Annotated in this window: 15 protein-coding genes; 8 read left to right on the forward strand and 7 right to left on the reverse strand. The window is 72.9% G+C overall.

Translation table 11 applies throughout. The features are described from left to right. Positions 1-76: 76 nt before the first annotated feature. Positions 77-1,162, reverse strand: a complete 1,086-nt coding sequence (locus ABZU52_RS10385; RefSeq protein ID WP_354970761.1) for a DUF3866 family protein — start codon at positions 1,160-1,162, stop codon at positions 77-79. A 49-nt stretch (positions 1,163-1,211) separates the two neighbouring features. Next, entirely contained in the window at positions 1,212-2,216 is a 1,005-nt protein-coding gene (locus ABZU52_RS10390) for a cation diffusion facilitator family transporter (RefSeq protein WP_354970762.1), read from the reverse strand. 117 nt (positions 2,217-2,333) lie between these two features. Between ABZU52_RS10390 and ABZU52_RS10395 the strand changes: the two genes are divergently transcribed. The 6 genes from ABZU52_RS10395 to ABZU52_RS10420 all read left to right on the forward strand — a co-directional run bounded on the left by ABZU52_RS10395 (position 2,334) and on the right by ABZU52_RS10420 (position 7,145). Further along, positions 2,334-3,332 carry a WYL domain-containing protein gene (locus ABZU52_RS10395; RefSeq protein ID WP_354970763.1) on the forward strand — a complete coding sequence of 333 codons (999 nt, stop codon included), beginning with the start codon at positions 2,334-2,336 and terminating at the stop codon, positions 3,330-3,332. Beyond that, positions 3,329-4,384 (forward strand): YafY family protein, encoded by a 1,056-nt coding sequence (locus tag ABZU52_RS10400; protein WP_354970764.1) that lies wholly within the window; start codon positions 3,329-3,331, stop codon positions 4,382-4,384. The genes ABZU52_RS10395 and ABZU52_RS10400 overlap by 4 nt, the downstream gene beginning before the upstream one ends. Positions 4,385-4,394: 10 nt before the next feature. Further along, a complete protein-coding gene (locus ABZU52_RS10405) occupies positions 4,395-4,640 on the forward strand; it encodes a hypothetical protein (RefSeq protein WP_354970765.1) in 246 nt (81 codons plus the stop codon). 160 nt (positions 4,641-4,800) lie between these two features. Then, a complete protein-coding gene (gene tatA, locus ABZU52_RS10410) occupies positions 4,801-5,115 on the forward strand; it encodes a Sec-independent protein translocase subunit TatA (protein WP_124776013.1) in 315 nt (104 codons plus the stop codon). An 18-nt stretch (positions 5,116-5,133) separates the two neighbouring features. Continuing rightward, positions 5,134-6,084, forward strand: a complete 951-nt coding sequence (gene tatC, locus ABZU52_RS10415) for a twin-arginine translocase subunit TatC (protein WP_354970766.1) — start codon at positions 5,134-5,136, stop codon at positions 6,082-6,084. A 146-nt stretch (positions 6,085-6,230) separates the two neighbouring features. Then, complete coding sequence (locus ABZU52_RS10420) at positions 6,231-7,145, forward strand: diacylglycerol kinase (RefSeq protein WP_354970767.1); 915 nt, start codon at positions 6,231-6,233, stop codon at positions 7,143-7,145. Here the strand turns inward: ABZU52_RS10420 and ABZU52_RS10425 are convergent. Together ABZU52_RS10425 and ABZU52_RS10430 are read right to left on the reverse strand one after the other, a co-directional pair. Further along, positions 7,108-8,019 carry an EamA family transporter gene (locus tag ABZU52_RS10425; RefSeq protein WP_354970768.1) on the reverse strand — a complete coding sequence of 304 codons (912 nt, stop codon included), beginning with the start codon at positions 8,017-8,019 and terminating at the stop codon, positions 7,108-7,110. The genes ABZU52_RS10420 and ABZU52_RS10425 overlap by 38 nt on opposite strands. 150 nt (positions 8,020-8,169) lie before the next feature. After that, on the reverse strand, positions 8,170-8,940 hold the full coding sequence (locus ABZU52_RS10430) for an HAD-IA family hydrolase (protein ID WP_354970769.1): 771 nt from the start codon (positions 8,938-8,940) through the stop codon (positions 8,170-8,172). Positions 8,941-9,026: 86 nt separating this feature from the next. Here ABZU52_RS10430 and ABZU52_RS10435 point away from each other — a divergent pair, with 86 nt between their 5' ends. Both ABZU52_RS10435 and ABZU52_RS10440 read left to right on the forward strand, forming a co-directional pair. Beyond that, positions 9,027-11,828 carry a DEAD/DEAH box helicase gene (locus ABZU52_RS10435; protein WP_354970770.1) on the forward strand — a complete coding sequence of 934 codons (2,802 nt, stop codon included), beginning with the start codon at positions 9,027-9,029 and terminating at the stop codon, positions 11,826-11,828. A gap of 165 nt (positions 11,829-11,993) precedes the next feature. After that, positions 11,994-12,878, forward strand: a complete 885-nt coding sequence (locus ABZU52_RS10440; RefSeq protein ID WP_354970771.1) for an MHYT domain-containing protein — start codon at positions 11,994-11,996, stop codon at positions 12,876-12,878. 47 nt (positions 12,879-12,925) lie between these two features. On the opposite strand, the gene ABZU52_RS10445 is transcribed toward ABZU52_RS10440, so the two are convergent. The 3 genes from ABZU52_RS10445 to ABZU52_RS10455 all read right to left on the reverse strand — a co-directional run bounded on the left by ABZU52_RS10445 (position 12,926) and on the right by ABZU52_RS10455 (position 17,381). Continuing rightward, positions 12,926-13,816: an endonuclease/exonuclease/phosphatase family protein gene (locus ABZU52_RS10445; RefSeq protein ID WP_354970772.1), complete on the reverse strand. Its 891-nt coding sequence runs from the start codon at positions 13,814-13,816 to the stop codon at positions 12,926-12,928. Positions 13,817-13,947: 131 nt separating this feature from the next. Then, entirely contained in the window at positions 13,948-14,886 is a 939-nt protein-coding gene (locus ABZU52_RS10450) for a superoxide dismutase (protein WP_354970773.1), read from the reverse strand. 161 nt (positions 14,887-15,047) lie between these two features. Continuing rightward, a complete protein-coding gene (locus ABZU52_RS10455) occupies positions 15,048-17,381 on the reverse strand; it encodes a beta-L-arabinofuranosidase domain-containing protein (RefSeq protein WP_354970774.1) in 2,334 nt (777 codons plus the stop codon). Between the last annotated feature and the right edge of the window lie 65 nt (positions 17,382-17,446).

A 17,446-nucleotide genomic window follows, 5' to 3' on the forward strand; every position in this document is an offset into this window, starting at 1 on the left:
TTCATGATCGACCAGGGCGGGGCGGGGCGGGGCAGGGCAGGGCGCCGGGGGTCGGGCGGGGGGCGGGGGCGGGGTTTTAGGGGAGCAGGGTTGCCGCATGGCGGCCGGCGGCGGCTGCCGCCAGGAAGTACGCGCGGTCGGCGTCGAGGCCGCGGCCCATGGTGGACAGCGGCACGGTGCTGGCCCGCAGCGCGGCGTCGAGGCCACCCGTGGGCACCCGCACGATGCGGTGTCGGGTCGCCAGGGGCGCCAGCGCGGCGTCCACCTCGGCGGTGAGGACCGGGTCCAGGTCCTCGGGCACCACCAGCTCCGCCGGGGCGAGCGCCACCCGGCCGTACGCGGTGAGGCTGTGGTGTGACACGCCCCGGTGTCGGGGGCGGGGGTCGGCGTCGGAGATGCGCAACGACCCGACCGGCCGCCCGCCCAACGTGGCGACCGCGTTGACCGCCTCGCCGACGGCGACGCCGGAGAAGCCCCACCGGGTGCCGGTGCCCAGGTTGCCGGGTCCCTGAGCCACGATCGCCACGTCCGCCTGCAGCACGTGCCGGGCGGCGAGCAGACCGCCGTGCAGGGTGGTGGCCTCCAGGTCGCCGCCGAACGCCTGCCCGACGGTGATCGTGCCGACCAGCTCGGACCGCAGCCCGGCGAGGGTACGGGAGAACCAGGCGGGCAGCGCCCCACCGTCGGTGAGCAGGTACGCCACCCGCGCCCGCGGGGCGTCGGCCCGGATGCCGGCCAGGATCGCCGGGAGCGCCGAGTGCAGGTCGGCGGTGACCACCGGCAGGCCGCCCAGGTCGTCCGCGTCGGCCAGCACGTCGCGGTGCGGGGAGGCCTCCTCGTCGACGCCGAGCAGGATCGGCTGCAACGGGGTGTAGCGGGCCTTGACCAGGTGCCCGGCGTCGCGGGTGTCGGCGACGTCCGGCGGGTCCGGTGGCAGCCGGTCCGGCAGGGCGACCACCAGGGCATACCCGCCGGTGCCCAACCCCATCAGCAGCGCGCCGGCGTTGAGCAGCACCCGGTCGCCGGGCTCGGGCGTGCCGACCAGTTCCGGGTAGGCCAACGCCCGCATCCGGGTGCCGTCGGGCAGGTCGACGTCCAGCTCCACCGCCCCAGCCCACTGCCGTCGCAGCGTCGCCACCGTCCCCGTACGCCATCGCACCATGACGGGCACGCTAGCCGCGCGGGCCCGGCGGCCCGCGCCCGGGTGTGGTTCAGGTCGGCTCGGGGCCCCCGGCGTCCGGGCTCGGCCGGGCCTGGGTGTGCCGGGCGCTGCCGGTGGCGCCCGGTAGCGAACGGGTGGGGTCGAGGAAGACGAACCGGATCTCCGGGTACCGGCCGGTGAGCCGCCGCTCGGCCTCGTCGGCGGTGGCCTCGATCTCTGCGCCGGTGGCCTCGTTGCGGAAGTCGACCTTCGCGGCGACCAGGATGTCGTCCGGGCCGAGCTGCATGGTCAGCAGGGTGTCGATGCGCTCCACCTCGGGCAGCCCGGCCAGGTCCCGCTCGATCTCGCGGCGCAGTCGCTCCGGCGCGGCCCGGCCGACCAGCAGCGACAGGTTGTTGCTGGCCAGGATCGCGGCGACGACAAGCAGCAGCAGACCGATCAGGATCGACGCGACGCCGTCCCACACCTCGTCGCCGGTGGCGTGCGACAGGCCGACACCGAGCCCGGCCAGCACCAGACCGATCAGAGCCGCGCTGTCCTCCAGGAAGACCGCCTTGACGGTGGTGTCGGCGGTCAGCCGCAGGAACCGCCGAGGCGTCGTCCGCCAGCGGCGGGACTCGCGGCGGACCTGGCGCACGGCCCGGGCCAGGGAGATCGACTCGATGACGAACGACACCCCGAGCACGATGTACGAGATCAGGTAGTTGCCGCTGTGCTCGTGCACCAGGATCGTGGTGACGCCGTGGGTGACGGCGAAACCGGCGCCGGCGACGAACGTGAACATGGCGGCGAAGAACGCCCAGACGTAGCTCTCCTTGCCGTACCCGAAGGGGTGTCGCTGGTCGGCCGGACGGGCGCCGCGGCGCAGCGCCTGGAAGAGCAGCACCTCGGTGGTGGTGTCGGCGACCGAGTGCGCCGCCTCGGAGAGCATCGCGGCGGATCCGGAGATCAGCCCGGCGATCAGCTTGGCCACCGCGATGGCGAGGTTGGCGGCGCCGGCGACCACGACGGTGCCGACGCTCTCGCTCTCGGGCCTGGCCTCCGCTTGCGCCATGAGGCTCACCCTATGACCGACGGCGGCGACGCGCCGGGGGAGACCCGATCCGAACAAGTGTGCGGCACGCCCGCGCGGGTGCACGGTCTGGGCGGGTCGGCTGCTAGCGTCTACCGCGTGTCGCGGACCCGCACCGAACGCCTGGTCAACCTGGTGATCTGCCTGCTGTCCACGCGACGGTTCCTGACCGCCGCGCAGATCGCCGCGACCGTGCCCGGTTACGAGCACGATCCTGACGACGCGCGCGACCACGAGGCGTTCCAACGTAAGTTCGAGCGGGACAAGGCCGAGCTGCGCGAGCTGGGCGTGCCACTGGAGACCGGCACGGCGAGCGCCTTCGACGCCGAGCCCGGCTACCGGATCGCCCACCGCGAATACGCGCTGCCCGACATCCTCCTCGAACCGGACGAGGCCGCCGCGGTCGGCATCGCCGCCCGGCTGTGGCAGCACGCCGGGCTGGCTGCCGCCGCGTCGTCCGGGCTGGCCAAGCTGCGCGCCGCTGGAGTGGACGTGGACCCGCAGGCGACCCTCGGCCTGGAGCCGATGGTCACCGTCGACCCGGCGTTCGCGCCACTGACCGCCGCCGCCCGGGACCGCCGCGAGGTGGGGTTCGACTACCGGGTGCCCGACCGAGACGCGCCCAGCCGGCGACGGCTGCAACCGTGGGGCGTGGTCTGCTGGCGCGGCCGGTGGTATGTGGTCGGCCACGACCAGGACCGGGAGGCGACCCGGTGCTTCCGGCTGTCCCGGGTGGTCGGCGCGGTCCGGGTGACCGGCGCCCCCGGAGGGTACGAGCCGCCGGCCAACGTCGACCTGATCAGCCACGTGGCCCGCTGGTCGGGTCCGGTGGAGCGCACCGGTCGGGCCACCGTGCTGGCCGCGTCCGGGCGGGCCGCCGGGCTGCGCCGCTGGGCGGTGGAGGTGACCGCCGGGCCGGACGGCGATCGGCTCGTCCTGCCGTACGCGGACCCGGACGGGCTGGCCGGTCATCTCGTCGGCTACGGCCCGGACGTGCGGGTCCTCGACCCACCGGAGGTCCGCGAGGCGGTCATCCAACGACTCAAGGAGATCGCCGTGCGCCACGACGAGCTGGCCGCCAGCGGGGGCGCCCGGTGACCCGCCCGGCCGCCCGCAGCGGTTCGCGCGCGTCCGCCGACCGGTTGGCTCGACTGCTCAACCTGGTGCCCTACCTGCTGGCCCGGCCGGGCATCGAGATCGCCGAGGCGGCCGGTGACCTGGGCGTCACCGAGCGGCAGCTCCGGGAGGACCTGGAGCTGCTCTGGGTGTGTGGGCTGCCCGGGTACGGCCCCGGTGACCTGATCGACATGGCGTTCGACGGCGACCGGGTGACCATCACCTACGACGCCGGCATCGACCGGCCGTTGCGGCTGACCCCGGACGAGGCCCTCGCGCTCGTGGTGGCATTGCGGATGCTGGCCGAGACGCCCGGGGTGGCCAACCGGGAGGCCGTGGAACGAGCCCTCGCCAAGATCGAGGACGCGGGTGACCTGGTGGGCGCCCCGGTGGCGGTCCGGTTGCCCGGGGACACCCCGCGGGTCGAGGCGCTGCGCGCCGCGGTGGAGGGCGGCAAGGCCCTGCGGATCACCTACTACACGGCCGCCCGGGACGAGACCACCGAGCGGGTCATCGACCCGCTGCGGATGCTCATGGTCGGCGGCCGGGCGTACGTGGAGGCGTGGTGTCGGCGCGCGGAGGCCGTCCGGCTGTTCCGCGCCGACCGGATCGACGCGATCATCGAGTTGGACGAGCCGGCCACGGTGCCGCCGCAGGCCGTGCCGCACGACCTCACCGAGGGCGTGTTCCGCCCGTCGGCCGACCTGCCGCTGATCACCCTGCGCATCGGCCGGAGCGAGCGGTGGATCACCGAGTACTACCCGTGCGAGCGGGTGGAGGCCGGCGACGGCGACCAGTGGCTCGTCTCGCTGCGGGTCACCGACCTGGGGTGGGCCCGCCGGTTCGTGCTGGGCCTCGGCCCCGAGGTGACGGTGGTCGCCCCGGTCGAGTTGGCCGAGCAGGTGCGGGCGACCGCGGCCGCCGCGTTGAACGCGTACGCCGTGCCCCCGCCCACGAACGTGCCCCGGCCGGCCGAGGTCGCCCCGGCGCGCGCGCCGTCGGGTGACCCGGCGGTGGCCGGCCGCACCCAGTAGGCTGACCGCCGTGCTGATCTGGATCGTGCTCGCGGTGGTGCTGCTACCCCTCGTGGCGCTCGCGCTGGCCGTGCGGCCGGTGCTCGCCCGGCTGCCCCGACTGCGCCGCGCCGCCGTGGCGTTGCAGCGGCGGGCCGCCGAGGCCGAGGCGCTGCGGGAAACCGCCGAGGCGCTGCAACAGCGTGCCGAGGAGGTCCAACGTCGGCTCGACACCACGTCCCACCGGCTCGCGGTGATCAAGGCCAAGCGCGGCTGATCGAGTACGCACCCGGCGGGTGGTTGACGGATCATCGCGGGTTGGTCAAGACTTCACCCTCCCGGCCAAACCACCACCACCCAGCGGGTGGCGGGCAGCCGATCCGCACGTACGATGGGCTGCGTACCACCCCCCGGACACAGAGCGACTGGAGCTTCTCATGGGTGCCCTCAAGCCGTGGCACATCGCTGTTCTCGTGGTTGTGCTGATCCTGCTCTTCGGTGCGAAGCGGCTCCCCGACGCGGCCCGGTCGCTGGGTCGGTCGCTGCGGATCATCAAGGCCGAGACCAAGAGCCTGCAGGACGACGACCGCGACCTCGCCGAGAAGGCCGACGCGCAGGCCGGCTACCAGCCGCTGCCGCCGCACGCCGGGCAGCAGGCGCCCTACACCGGGCAGCCGCAGCAGGCCCCGTACCAGCAGGCCCCGCCGCAGCAGCCGGTTGTCGACCCGGTGCACCGCGTCCGCGACAACTGACCGAAGGGCCCCACTCCCGTGGCCTTCGCCCTGCGTAAACGCGGCCCGAGCACCTTCGAACGGGCCGCCGACGGCTCGATGACGCTCATCGAGCACGTCCGCGAGCTGCGCAATCGTCTCTTCCGCGCGTCCGTGGCGATCCTGATCGGGTTCGGTCTCGGCCTGTGGTTGGCCAAGCCGGTGCTGCACCTGCTTCAGCAGCCCTACTGTGATCTGCCACAGGCGAGATACGTCGACGGCAAGTGTGAGTTCGTGCAGCTCGGCCCGGCCGACCTGTTCCTGCTCAACCTGAAGGTCGCCCTCTGGGTCGGGTTGATCGTGGCCGCGCCGATCTGGCTCTACCAGCTCTGGGCGTTCATCGCGCCGGGCCTGCACCGGCACGAGCGGCGGTACGCGTACTTCTTCACCGCGTTGGCCGCGCCGCTGTTCGCGGCCGGTGCGGTGCTGGCGTACTTCGTCACGGCCAAGGGCCTGGAATTCCTGCTCAGCATCTCGGACAGCGAGATCAGCACGACGCTGGAGATCACCAAGTACATCTCCTTCGTCACCAACCTGATCCTGTTGTTCGGGGTGGCCTTCGAGTTCCCGTTGATCGTGCTGATGCTCAACTTCGTGGGCATCGCCAGCGCGAAGCGGTTGCTCAGCTGGTGGCGGGTGGCGATCTTCGTGTTCTTCGCGTTCTCCGCCGTGGTCACCCCCACCCCGGACCCGTTCGGGATGACGGCCCTGGCGATCTGCCTCTCCGCGCTCTACTTCGGTGCGGTGGGCGTCGCCTTCCTCAACGACCGGCGGCGTGGGCGGGGCAAGGAGATCTACGCCGGCATCGACGACGACGAGGTGTCGCCGCTGGAGTTCGACGCGGACCCGGTCGTGGCCGGGCAGCGGGTCGACTCAGCCGCGCCGATCGGCGTACCCGAGCCGATCGCCCCACCGGCACCGATCGAGCGCCGCTACGACGACATGACCTGACGGCCCCGCGCCGCCCGGTCCACCGACGCCGTCCCCGCTTGCCGGGGGCGGCGTCGCCGCGTCACCTCACGCGTTCACAGCGGGACCGATGGTGACGGCGGCTGCCCCTGGTGAACGGCGGGTGTCCGACCGGTACGGTGCTGCCCGTGACCGCAGACGATCAGCTGCCCGGCCCGGTCGCCGTGCTCGCCAACCCGGCCGCCGGTCGGGGACGGCACCGCGGCCTGCTGCCCCGCCTACTGGACGGGTTGGCCGTCGCGGGCCGACCGGTCCGGTTGCTGTCGGCGTCCGACCCGGACGAGGCGGAGGCGGCGTGCCGGGCCGCCGTTGCCGATGGCGCTGGCGCGCTGGTGGCGGTCGGGGGTGACGGGACCGTGCACCGGGCGTTGCAGGCGGTCGCCGGCACCGACGTGCCGTTCGGCCCGATCCCGGCCGGCACCGGCAACGACTTCGCCCTGGACACCGGCTTTCCGGCCGACCCCCTCGCGGCGGCGGCGGTGATCGCCGAGGCGGTGCGCGACGGCCGCAGTCAACCGGTCGACCTGGCCCGGATGGTCGGGGTCGACGGCGTCGAGCGCTGGTACGGTGCGGTCCTCGCGGCCGGGTTCGACGCGATCGTCAACGAGCGGGCCAACCGGATGCGCTGGCCTCGCGGCCCGCGCCGGTACGACCTGGCGATCCTGGTCGAGCTGGCCCGGCTGCGCCCACGCCGCTACACGCTGCGCCTCGACGGGGTGCCGCACGAGCTGGACGCGGTGCTGGTGGCGGTGGGCAACTGCCCCACCTACGGCGGCGGGATGCGGATCTGCCCCGACGCGGACCCGACCGACGGGCTGCTCGACGTGGTGGTGGCGGGTCGGGTCAACCGGCGGACCCTGGTTCGGGTGAAGCCGCGCATCTACCAGGGCACCCACGTCAGCCACCCGCTGGTGCGCAGCTTCCGGGCCCGCACCGTGGAGTTGGCCGCCGAGGGCATCACCTCGTACGCCGACGGGGAACGGTCCCTGGCGCTGCCGGTGACGATCAGCGCGGTTCCGGGCGCCCTGCGGCTGCTGCGTTGACCCGTACCGCGCCGATGCTCGCCGCGATGACCAGCACGATGGCGGCGCACTCCAGCACTGTCAGCGCCTGCCGCAGCACCAGCCACCCGGCGAGCGTGGCGATGGCCGGGCCGAGGCTCATCAGCACGGCGAAGGTGGCGGTGGGCATCCGCCGTAGCGCCAGCAGCTCCAGGGTGTAGGGCAGCCCGGAGGCGAGCACCGCGAGGGCGGTGCCGAGCGCCAGCACCGGCGGGTCGAGCAGCACCGCACCGCCGCCGACGATGCCCAACGGCAGGGTGACCAGCGCGGCGAGGGTCAGCGCCAGGGCCAGCCCGTCCGCGCCGGGGAAGTGGCCGCCGACCCGGGCGCTCAGCACGATGTACGCGGCCCACATGGCGCCCGCACCGAACGCGAAGGCCACCCCCACCGGGTTCAGCCGGTCGAAGCCACCCTGCCCGAGCAGCGCCACCCCGGCCAGGGCGAGCCCCGCCCAGCCCCAGCTGGCCAGCCGTCGGGCGGAGAACACCGACAGGGCGAGGGGGCCGAGCACCTCGAGCGTCACCGCCGGGCCCAGCGGGATACGTTCGATGGCCTGGTAGAAGAGCGAGTTCATGCCGGCCAGCGCCAGCCCGAACGCGCCGGCCGCGAGCCAGGCCGAGCGGTCGTGCCCGCGCAGTCGGGGCCGGCACACGACGAGCAGCAGCACCGCCGAGATGGTCAGTCGCAGGGTCACCGCGCCGGCCACCCCGGTACGCGGGAAGAGCAACGCGGCCACGGCGGAGCCGAACTGCACCGACAGGGCCCCGCCGAGCACCAGCCCCACGGCGGCGACGCCACCGCGCCGGGCGGGTGGCGCGTCGGCCGGTGGTGGCGTGGGCAGCAGGATCTCGGTCACGGGCACGACGGTAGGCCGTCCGCTTCGGCCACCTTGCGGCGGTATCCACCTCCCGACACGGCCGTAAGTGTTCGCCAACGCGGTACTACCAGCGGCGATGGCGAGCTACCGGTGATCCACATTCCCGACTGACGGCACACAAACCGCCTCTCAGCCTGGCAGGGCGAGGTCGAGCACCGCTCCCAGCCCGTTCTCCCGGCCCGGCTCGGCCGCCGGGAGCACCAGCACCGAGCAGCCGGCGGCCACCGCGCCCGCGTCCGCCGGTGTGTCGCCGACCATCAGGGTCTGCTCCGGGTCGACGCCCAGCATCCCGCAGGCCCGCCAGAAGATCGCCGGGTCGGGTTTGCAGCGCCCCACCTCGTAGGAGAGCGCGAACGCGCCGACCAGGTCGGTCAGCCCCCAGGCGTCGAAGTGTGGCCGCAGGTCGAAGCCGATGTTGCTGACCACCGCCACCGGCACCCCGGCGTCGCGCAGCGCGGTCAACGTGGGCGCGGTGTCGGCGTACGGTTGCCAGCCCTCGGCGACCAGCAGCCGCTCGTAGAGCGCGTCGGCGAAGCCGTCGATGCCGGCGTCGACGGTCTCGGCCAGCCCGGTGTACGCGCCCCGGTGGGCGTGTTGGTAGAGGTCCCGGTCGGCCCACAGTTCGGCCAGCCGGGGTGGCACCCGCGCCGGCAGTGGCCCGCCGGCGCGGCCGGCAGTCAGCAGTCGGTCGGCCAGCGAGGTGGCGCGGACCCGGTCCAGGGTGACGCCGCACGCCGCCGCGGCCTTCAGCACCCACTGCTGGGGGTCCTCCACCTGGGCGAGGGTGCCGTGGAAGTCGAAGAGCACCGCCTTGACAGGGCGTCGGGACGCCCGGCGGGCGGCGGGCGCCTCGGCGGTGCCCGGCGGACTGGTCTGGGGCGGTTCGGCATGGTCCGGCACGCCGTGCACCCTACCGACCGCCCCCGACCGCGCCTCCGGACGGCCTTGTGGGGTGACGTGTCCCGGCACGCACTAATCTTGGTGACATGTCGAGCCCCGCCGAGCGGTACGCAGCGGCGCGCCGCAAGGCCGCACAAGCCGCACAGTTTCCGGCGCTGGACGAGTTCGCCCTCGAGTTGGGGTTTGATCTCGACGACTTCCAGCGGGAGGCGTGCCAGTCGCTGGAGCGGGGCAGCGGTGTGCTGGTCTGCGCTCCCACCGGCGCCGGTAAGACAGTGGTCGGGGAGTTCGCCGTCCACCTGGCGTTGCGTGGGCGGCCCGACGACCCGGTGCCCGCCGCCGACGCGACGACCCCGCCGGCGCGGCGCAAGTGCTTCTACACCACCCCGATCAAGGCGTTGTCCAACCAGAAGTACCACGACCTGGTCGCCCGGTACGGCGCCGAGCAGGTCGGGCTGCTGACCGGCGACAACGCGATCAACGGCGACGCGCCGGTGGTGGTGATGACCACCGAGGTGCTGCGCAACATGCTCTACGCGGGTTCCAGCACCCTTCAGGGCCTCGCGTACGTGGTGATGGACGAGGTGCACTACCTGGCGGACCGGTTCCGCGGTGGGGTGTGGGAGGAGGTGATCATTCACCTGCCCGCCTCGGTCACCCTGGTCTCGTTGTCGGCGACCGTGTCCAACGCCGAGGAGTTCGCCGACTGGCTGGTCACCGTGCGCGGCGAGACCGCCGTGGTGGTCAGCGAGCACCGGCCGGTGCCGTTGTGGCAGCACATGCTGGTCGGCAAGCGGATGTTCGACCTGTTCCACGACGCCGACGCCGCCCGCAAGCACGACGTGCACCCGGAGTTGCTGCGCTACACCCGGGACACCGTGCGGCGGCTGGAGTTGGGCGAGGGGCGCAGCGCGGGGCCCGGTGCCGGTCGGCGTGGGCCGCGCTGGCGTGGCCCGATGCGCCCCGACATCGTCGACCGACTGGACCGGGAGGGCCTGCTGCCGGCGATCCTGTTCATCTTCAGCCGGGCCGGTTGCGCCGCCGCGGTGCAGCAGTGTCTCGCCGCCGGGTTGCGGCTCACCTCGGCGGAGGAGCGGGCCGAGATCCGCCGGGTCGTCGAGTCCCGGGTCACCGCCATTCCCGGCGAGGACCTGTCGGTCCTGGGCTACTGGGAGTGGTTGGACGGCCTGGAACGCGGCCTGGCCGCCCACCACGCCGGCATGCTGCCGGTTTTCAAGGAGGTCGTCGAGGAGCTGTTCGTCCGCGGTCTGGTCAAGGCGGTCTTCGCCACCGAGACCCTCGCTCTGGGCATCAACATGCCGGCGCGGTGCGTGGTCCTGGAACGGCTGGTCAAGTACAACGGCGAGGCGCACGTCGACCTGACCCCGGGGGAGTACACGCAGCTCACCGGGCGCGCCGGTCGCCGGGGCATCGACGTGGAGGGCCACGCGGTCGTGGTGTGGTCCCCGGAGACCGACCCCCGGCACGTGGCCGGGCTCGCGTCGACCCGCACCTACCCGCTGCGTTCCAGCTTCCGGCCGTCGTACAACATGGCCGTGAACCTGGTCGGCACGGTCGGCGCGGAGCCGGCCCGGGCCCTGCTGGAGTCCTCGTTCGCGCAGTTCCAGGCGGACCGGTCGGTGGTCGGCCTGGCCCGGCAGGTGCAGCGCAACACCGAAACCATCGAGGCGTACGGCGCGGAGGCCGCCTGCCACCACGGCGACTTCGACGAGTACTTCGCGCTGCGGGTGGCGATTGCCGACCGGGAGAAGGCGATCGCCCGGCAGGGGCAGACCCAGCGCAAGGCCGCCGCGGTGGCGGCGTTGGAGCGGCTGCGCGTCGGCGACGTGATCCGGGTGCCGTCGGGCCGCCGCGCCGGGCTGGCCGTCGTGCTGGACCCGGCGACCGGCGGGTTCGGTGAGCCCCGACCGCTGGTGCTCACCCAGGACCGGTGGGCCGGGCGGGTCAGCCCCGGCGACTTCACCACGCCGGCCGAGGTGCTGGCCCGGATCCGGGTGCCCAAGCACTTCAACCACCGGTCCCCGGCCGCCCGCCGGGATCTCGCCGCCGAGGTCAGCGGCACCGGCCTGGACCGGCACGGCGGCCGACGCGGTGGCCGGTCCCGGCCGGCGACCGGCGAGGACCACCGGATCACCCAGCTCCGCACCGAGCTGCGCCACCACCCCTGCCACGCCTGCCCGGAGCGGGAGGAGCACGCCCGCTGGGCGGAGCGGCGTCGGCGGCTGGAGCGCGACACCGAGGAGCTGCGCGAGCGGGTCAGTGGGCGTACCGGGTCCCTCGCTCGGACGTTCGACCGGATCGTGGCGTTGCTGACCGAGCGCGGCTACCTCGCCGCCGACGGCGCGGTCACCGACGCCGGTCGGATGCTGGGCCGGATCTGGACCGAGGCGGATTTGCTGGTCGCCGAGTGCCTGCGCCGGGGGGTGTGGAACGGGCTGTCCCCGGCCGAGTTGGCCGCCGCGGTGTCGGTGGTGGTGTTCGAGGCGCGCCGCGATGTCGACGAGCGGGCGTCGCTGCCGCGTGGGCCGGTGGCCGACGCGGTGGACGAGACGCTGAAGCTGTGGGGGGAGATCGAGGCCGACGAGGCGGCGCGGGGGCTGACCGCGACCCGGGAGCCGGATCTCGGGTTCGCCTGGCCCGTCTACCGGTGGGCCCGGGGCGAGGCGCTGGCCAAGGTGCTCGGCAGCGGTCACGAGATCGAGGGTGAGATGCCGGCCGGCGACTTCGTCCGGTGGGCCCGACAGGTCGTCGACCTGCTCGGTCAGATTGCCGACTCGGGCGGTGCCGCACCGGAGCTGCGTTCCACCGCCCGCCAGGCGATCGCGGCCGTCAATCGGGGCGTTCTCGCGTACCATACGTCGGCCTGACAATTACTTTCGGTAGTTATTGTCGTCGAATCGACGCAGCGCACGGTCACCGCAACCGCACCCCTCGGATAGCCCGGGGGGTGCTGTTGCTCCTGCTCACAGCACCCCTGATCATTGCCGAGGCGTCTCGTTGACGCGCCGGTAACTAATGGGGAGAGGTCCGCCGTGGCGGAGATCAATCATTTTGAGTACGGGTGGATCACACCCGCGCTGAGCTACGCGTTGTCCGTGCTCGGCTCGATCCTCGGTCTGGTCTGCGCCGGGCGCATTCGCACGGCCCGGACGAACGGTCAGCGGGCGTGGTGGGGTCTGCTGTCGGCCTGGGCGCTGGGTGGCACCGCCATCTGGGCGATGCACTTCATGGCCATGCTCGGCTTCGCCGTCGAGAACACCCGGATCCGCTACGACGTGCCGCTGACCGCGGCCAGCACGGCCATCGCCGTGGTGGCGGTCGGTGTCGGCCTGGCCATCGTGGGCACCGGCCGGCTGAACCCGGTCCGACTGATCGCCGGCGGCGTCTTCACCGGTGCCGGGGTGGCCTCCATGCACTACACCGGCATGGCCGCCATGCGGCTCAACGGCACCCTCGGCTACGACACCGTTCGGGTGGTGCTCTCGGTGGTCATCGCCGTGGTGGCGTCCACCGTCGCGCTGTGGCTCGCGATGACCGTTCGGCGGGCGTTGGCGATCTTCGCCTCCGCGCTGGTCATGGGGATCGCCGTCAACGGGATGCACTTCACCGGCATGAGCGCCCTGTCGGTGCACCGCCACGAACGGGCGGGCGAGGTGACCGGCGCCGGGGTGAGCACCCTGCTGGTGCCGATCGTGCTGGCCGTGATCTTCGGGGTGGTCGGGCTGCTCTACGCGCTGCTCGCCGCTCCGACCGACGACGACCGGGCCGCCACCGCGTACCTGGACGGGCGGCGGCTTTCGGCACCGGCGGCCCCGACGCCCACCGCCGCTCCCGACCCGGTGGGGTTGCGCGCCCGCTCCACCCTCGGCCAGCCGGGTAACCCGTTTCCGTCCCGCCGGGACACGCCGCCGCGCTGACGCCGTCCGGTCGGCCCGCGCCATCCGTGCCCGGTACGGGAGGCCGATCAGGCCGGCCGCCGGCCGGGTCGGCTGGGGTCGATGGTGAGGGTGGCCAGCAACCCGGGGTGGTCGGTCGCGCCGTGCATGGGCACCAGAGTGCGACAGCAGAGCGTGATGTCGCTGGTCGCCGTGATGTGTTGCAGTCGGCCGTCGTCGATCCGCTGATGGCCCGACGGTGTGCAGGACCGCACGTCCGGGTCGTGGCCGGCGCGCAGGTTGAGGTCGCCGCCCAGCACGGTGGGCTCGTACCCGGCGTCGCGGCTGATCGCCGGCAGGATGGTGTCGAGCAGGTGGTCGCACTGGCTGAGCGCGACACGGTAGCCGGTGGCCGACAGGTGCGTGGTGCAGGCGAGCAGGACGCCGTCGGCGTCGACGCAGAGCCAGGCTCGTTCCTCGGGGTCCGCGAGGTCCTGCGTGGGGTGGGTTCCGGCGTAGACGGTGCTCGGGGTTGCCGGCGTCGGCACGTGGGTCAGCAGCCCGATGCCGAACCGTTGGCCGTTGCGGCAGCGGGTGTCGTCGCCGCTCGGGCGGTCGCCGGCAGCTTGGAACGCGGCCACGACGGTGCGCCCGGGGTGGACGGTTTGGAACACGCCGTGCAGGGCGGAAAGGTCGCCCGCGCAGATCTCGTTGAGGGTGACCAGATCGGGTGCCTCGTTGGTGATCACCTCGGTCGCCCTGGCCATCGCGCGGCCGGTGTAGCAGCCGGCGCGGCCACTGTTGCAGAGGTTCAGCTGGAGCATCCGTAGGACCGTGGGCTGCGGGGCGTCCGTGGCGTCGGTGGCGTCGGTGCGTGCGGCCAGCGGCGCGACCGGCCGGGTGGCCGGCAGTGCGGCGGCGGCGAGGAGGCAGCCCACGGCCAGGGTTCGGCGCAGGAACCGGTACGAACGGGCGGCCACACGGACTCCGGGGTGCACAGGCGACAGTCATCGCCGAGGAGTCAGTGATCCTACCGGCGGCCGATCGGCGATCGAGATCCAGAGCGGTGGGCCGAGGGGGCACCCGGGTGGCGGATGCCCCCTCGGGCCGCTCAGCGGGCGCTGACCGCGACGGCCGTGTACGGCGTGCTGGGGGTCGGCGGCGTGGTGAACCGGGCGTTGGGCAGGTAGAGCCGGCCCAGCGCCTGGGCGACGGTGGTCGGCACGTCGAAGTTCGGGTCGGTGATGGTGGTGGTGAGGGCCCCGGCGGTGCCGGCGTGGTTCAGCCGGACCACCGCGATCTGGTTGAGCCGGTTCTGCACGACGTAGAGGGTGCGGCCGAGCAGGAGCAGCCCATCGCCGTTGGTGAAGGTGTGGCCCGGCACGTCCACGGCGGTGCTCACGCCGGTCGTCGGGTCGACCCGGTACAGCGTGCCGGTGGTGGACTGGACGACGATCAGCGCCCGGCCGTCCGGTGTGGCGGCGATGCCGTTGAGGTTCACACCGGTGCCGACCTGCTGGTACGCGCCGGTCAGCGTGATCGTGGTGAAGGCGTCGGCGGGCGGCAGCGCCGCACCGCGGCCGAGCGGCAGCCGGTAGAGCACCGGCCGGTTCGAGTCGGTGAAGTACGCGGCGTCGCGGGTCAGGACGACGTCGTTGACGAAGGTCGGGGCGGTGGCGAACTGGTAGCGGGCCAGCACCTCGCCGGTGCGGGTGTCGAGCACCCGAGCGTCACCGGCGGTGCCACCCGAGACGAAGAGCCGGCCGCGTGTGTCGACCTTGAGGCCGAGCGACGGGGTGCCGGTGGCCGCGCCGATCGTCGTGCCGCGGCCGGTGACCAGGTCGACGCGCTGGATGGCGCCGGTCGCGCGGGAGCCGAAGTAGGCGTACCGACCGGCGGTGGCGATGCCCTCGGGCTGGAAGCCGTCGGGGAGGGCGAGGACGGTCGGCGGCTGGGATCCGGGGTGCGCCTGCGCCGGCGCGACGGCGACAGTGGCCAACATGGTGGCGGTCAACGCGCCGACGAGCGTGGTGCGGAGGGGGCGGTTCACTGTGCTCCTTCCGGGCGGAAAGCGGCACGAGCCGACACGTCCGCCACGTTCACTGGGGCCAGGACCCTCCCCACTGTACGACCGCTGGCGCGCGACCGCCCGGCGTCACCGGCGCGGCCTTCGGGTGACCGCGCCGGTGAGCCCGTGCAGCGGGGCCGGGATCAGGCGTTGCGGACCAGTCTCCACCGGTTGTCCGCGCTGCCGTTGTCCGGATCCTGCACGGCCTGCGCACCGTAGGCGGTCGACCCGTTCAGGATCCCGAGCAGCTTGTTGCTGTTGACGTTGCGGATCTTGTAGGTGCCGTCGCCGTTGTCCACCAGGATCCACCGGTGATCGGCGGTGCCGTTGTCGGCCCACTGCAGGACCCGGGCGTTGTCGGCGATGGACATGTTCTCCACGCCCAGCACCTTGCCGCTGTTGACGTTGCGGAACCGGACCGCGTTGCCGTCGGTCACCATCACCCAGTTGTGGTCGGCGGTGCCGGTGTCGCCCCACTGCACTGCCAGCCCACCGTCGGCGGTGGACATGTTCTGGATGCCGAGGACCAGGCCGGTGCCGACGTTGACCAGGCGGTAGCTGCCGCCGGTGCTGCCGCCTCCGCTGGCATTCCAGTAGACCGTGTAGTTGTAGCCGTGGGCGTCGTAGAAGGGGGCGAGGTTCACCGTGGAGCCGTTGGCGCTGGCGGTGAACGCGAGCGAGCTGGTGCTGGTTCGCGCGATCGAGGAGACGGTGAGCGACGGCAGGGCGCTGAGCGCGGTGTTGCCGTAGTTGCCGGCCAGCACCGTCGGGCCGTACGTGACGGCGGCGACCGAGGTGTTGTCGTTGGCGGCCCGCATGACGACCTGCATCGGCAGCCGTACGGTGATGGTGTCGCCGGCGGCCCAGGTGCGGGTGACAGTGGCGTAGCTGCCGGGCGTGGTGGCGACGTTCTGTACCGTGCCGTTGACGGCGATCGTCGCGCCGCTGGTCCAGGACGGGATGCGCACCCGGATGCTCCACGAGCCGCTCATCGACCCGGACAGGGTCAGGGTGCTGGTGTCGCCGACCGGGTAGCTGGTGCTCTGGGTGACGGTGATGCCGCGCTGGGTCCAGTCCAGCACCGACGGCGTGAACAGGTTCACGCTCAGTGTCGTGCCGTTGTAGAAGTAGATGGAGTCCATCAACCTCGTGTTGATCTCCAGGCCGGTGCCCTGGCAGCACCAGAACGAGTTGTAGTCGGTGCTCCAGGTGCCGCCGCCCCAGGCCGGGCCCACCCCACGACGCCCGCCCGGCCGCAGCGGGGTGAAGTAGGTGATGTGACCGTGGCTGTCGGCCGGGTTCTGCCCACCGATGAGGTGGTTGATCAGGGCGCGCTCGTAGAAGTCGAAGTAGTCGGTCCGGTTCGGGTCGAGCAGCCACAGCTCCCGGGTCAGCTTGAGCATGTTGTACGTGTTGCACTGCTCGCAGGTGTCGTTGCTGAGGTAGCCGGCGATCGCGTTGGGCGCCCGGAAGTGCTCCGCCTGGCTGTTGCCGCCGATGACGTAGGTGTGCGCGCCGACGGTGATGGTCCACGCGTTGCTGGCGATGTCCCGATACCGGGTGGTCCCGGTGGCCTTGTACTCGCGGGCCGCGCCGATCCATTTGGGCACCTGCGTGTTGGCGTGCAGCCCGTTGAGCTGGTCGGAGTTGGCGGCCAGCGGGTTGAACACGGCCGCGTGGTCGAACCGCTGGGCGGCGGTGAGCCAGCGGGAGTCGCCGGTCTGCTGGTAGATGTCGGCGAGCACGTCGTTCATGCCACCGAACTCGGTGCCCAGCATCGACTGCATCTGGCTGGAGCTCAGTCGGCTCGTCCGGGTGTCGACCCAGCCGGCGAGGGCCAGCAGCACCGTACGGGCCTGGGTGTTCCCGGTGTAGCGCCAGACGTCGAGCAGCCCGGCGAGGGTCTTGTGGATGCAGTAGTAGGGCACGTTGCCGTTGGACAGCGTCCGGGCCTCGAGCGCGGTGAAGTCGGACTCCGGGAACCCGGAGAGGTAGCCCGCGCCGAACCCGGCGGCGGAGTTGTTGGCCTGGCACTTGGCCAGCTCAGCCACCATGTAGTTGGCCTTGTCCCGGCAGGTGGTGTCGCCCAGCACCGCGTACGCGTACGCCCAGGCGCTCAGGAAGTGCCCCTGCATGTGGGTCCGGAACGGAAAGTTCGGCGCGTCCCAGCCGCCGTTGGTGGCGGCGCCGTTGGTGGACAGCCGGTGGTTGGCGCGGAAGTTGTAGAGCATCCGGTCGACGTCGACGAACCGCAGGTAGTTGAGTGTCCGGGTCTGGTTGTCCATCCAACGGCCGGCGTTGAGTCGTACCTGACCGGGGTCGAAGGGGTACGCCGAGACGCCGATGTCGGACCGGGCCGGGGGCACGACGGCGGCGGACGCGCTCCCGGGGGAGACGGCGGCGCCGGTCGCGGAGAGCACCACTGTGGCTCCGGCGGCCTGGAGCAGGTGGCGGCGGCTGAGGGGTGGGGGTGGCATGGGAACCTCCAGGTGGCCGGGTACGTCGGGGCCGCCATTGATGGCGGCGGATCGTCGGTGACAGA

It is taken from the genome of Micromonospora sp. NPDC005220 (assembly GCF_040607895.1).
Taxonomy (GTDB): domain Bacteria; phylum Actinomycetota; class Actinomycetes; order Mycobacteriales; family Micromonosporaceae; genus Micromonospora.

Excerpts from the sequence above, each read along its gene's own strand:
- ABZU52_RS10455 (WP_354970774.1), bottom strand. The coding sequence starts at position 17,381 with ATGCCACCCCCACCCCTCAGCCGCCGCCACCTGCTCCAGGCCGCCGGA.
- tatA (WP_124776013.1), top strand. The coding sequence starts at position 4,801 with ATGGGTGCCCTCAAGCCGTGGCACATCGCTGTTCTCGTGGTTGTGCTG.
- ABZU52_RS10385 (WP_354970761.1), bottom strand. The coding sequence starts at position 1,162 with ATGGTGCGATGGCGTACGGGGACGGTGGCGACGCTGCGACGGCAGTGG.
- ABZU52_RS10390 (WP_354970762.1), bottom strand. The coding sequence starts at position 2,216 with ATGGCGCAAGCGGAGGCCAGGCCCGAGAGCGAGAGCGTCGGCACCGTC.
- ABZU52_RS10435 (WP_354970770.1), top strand. The coding sequence starts at position 9,027 with ATGTCGAGCCCCGCCGAGCGGTACGCAGCGGCGCGCCGCAAGGCCGCA.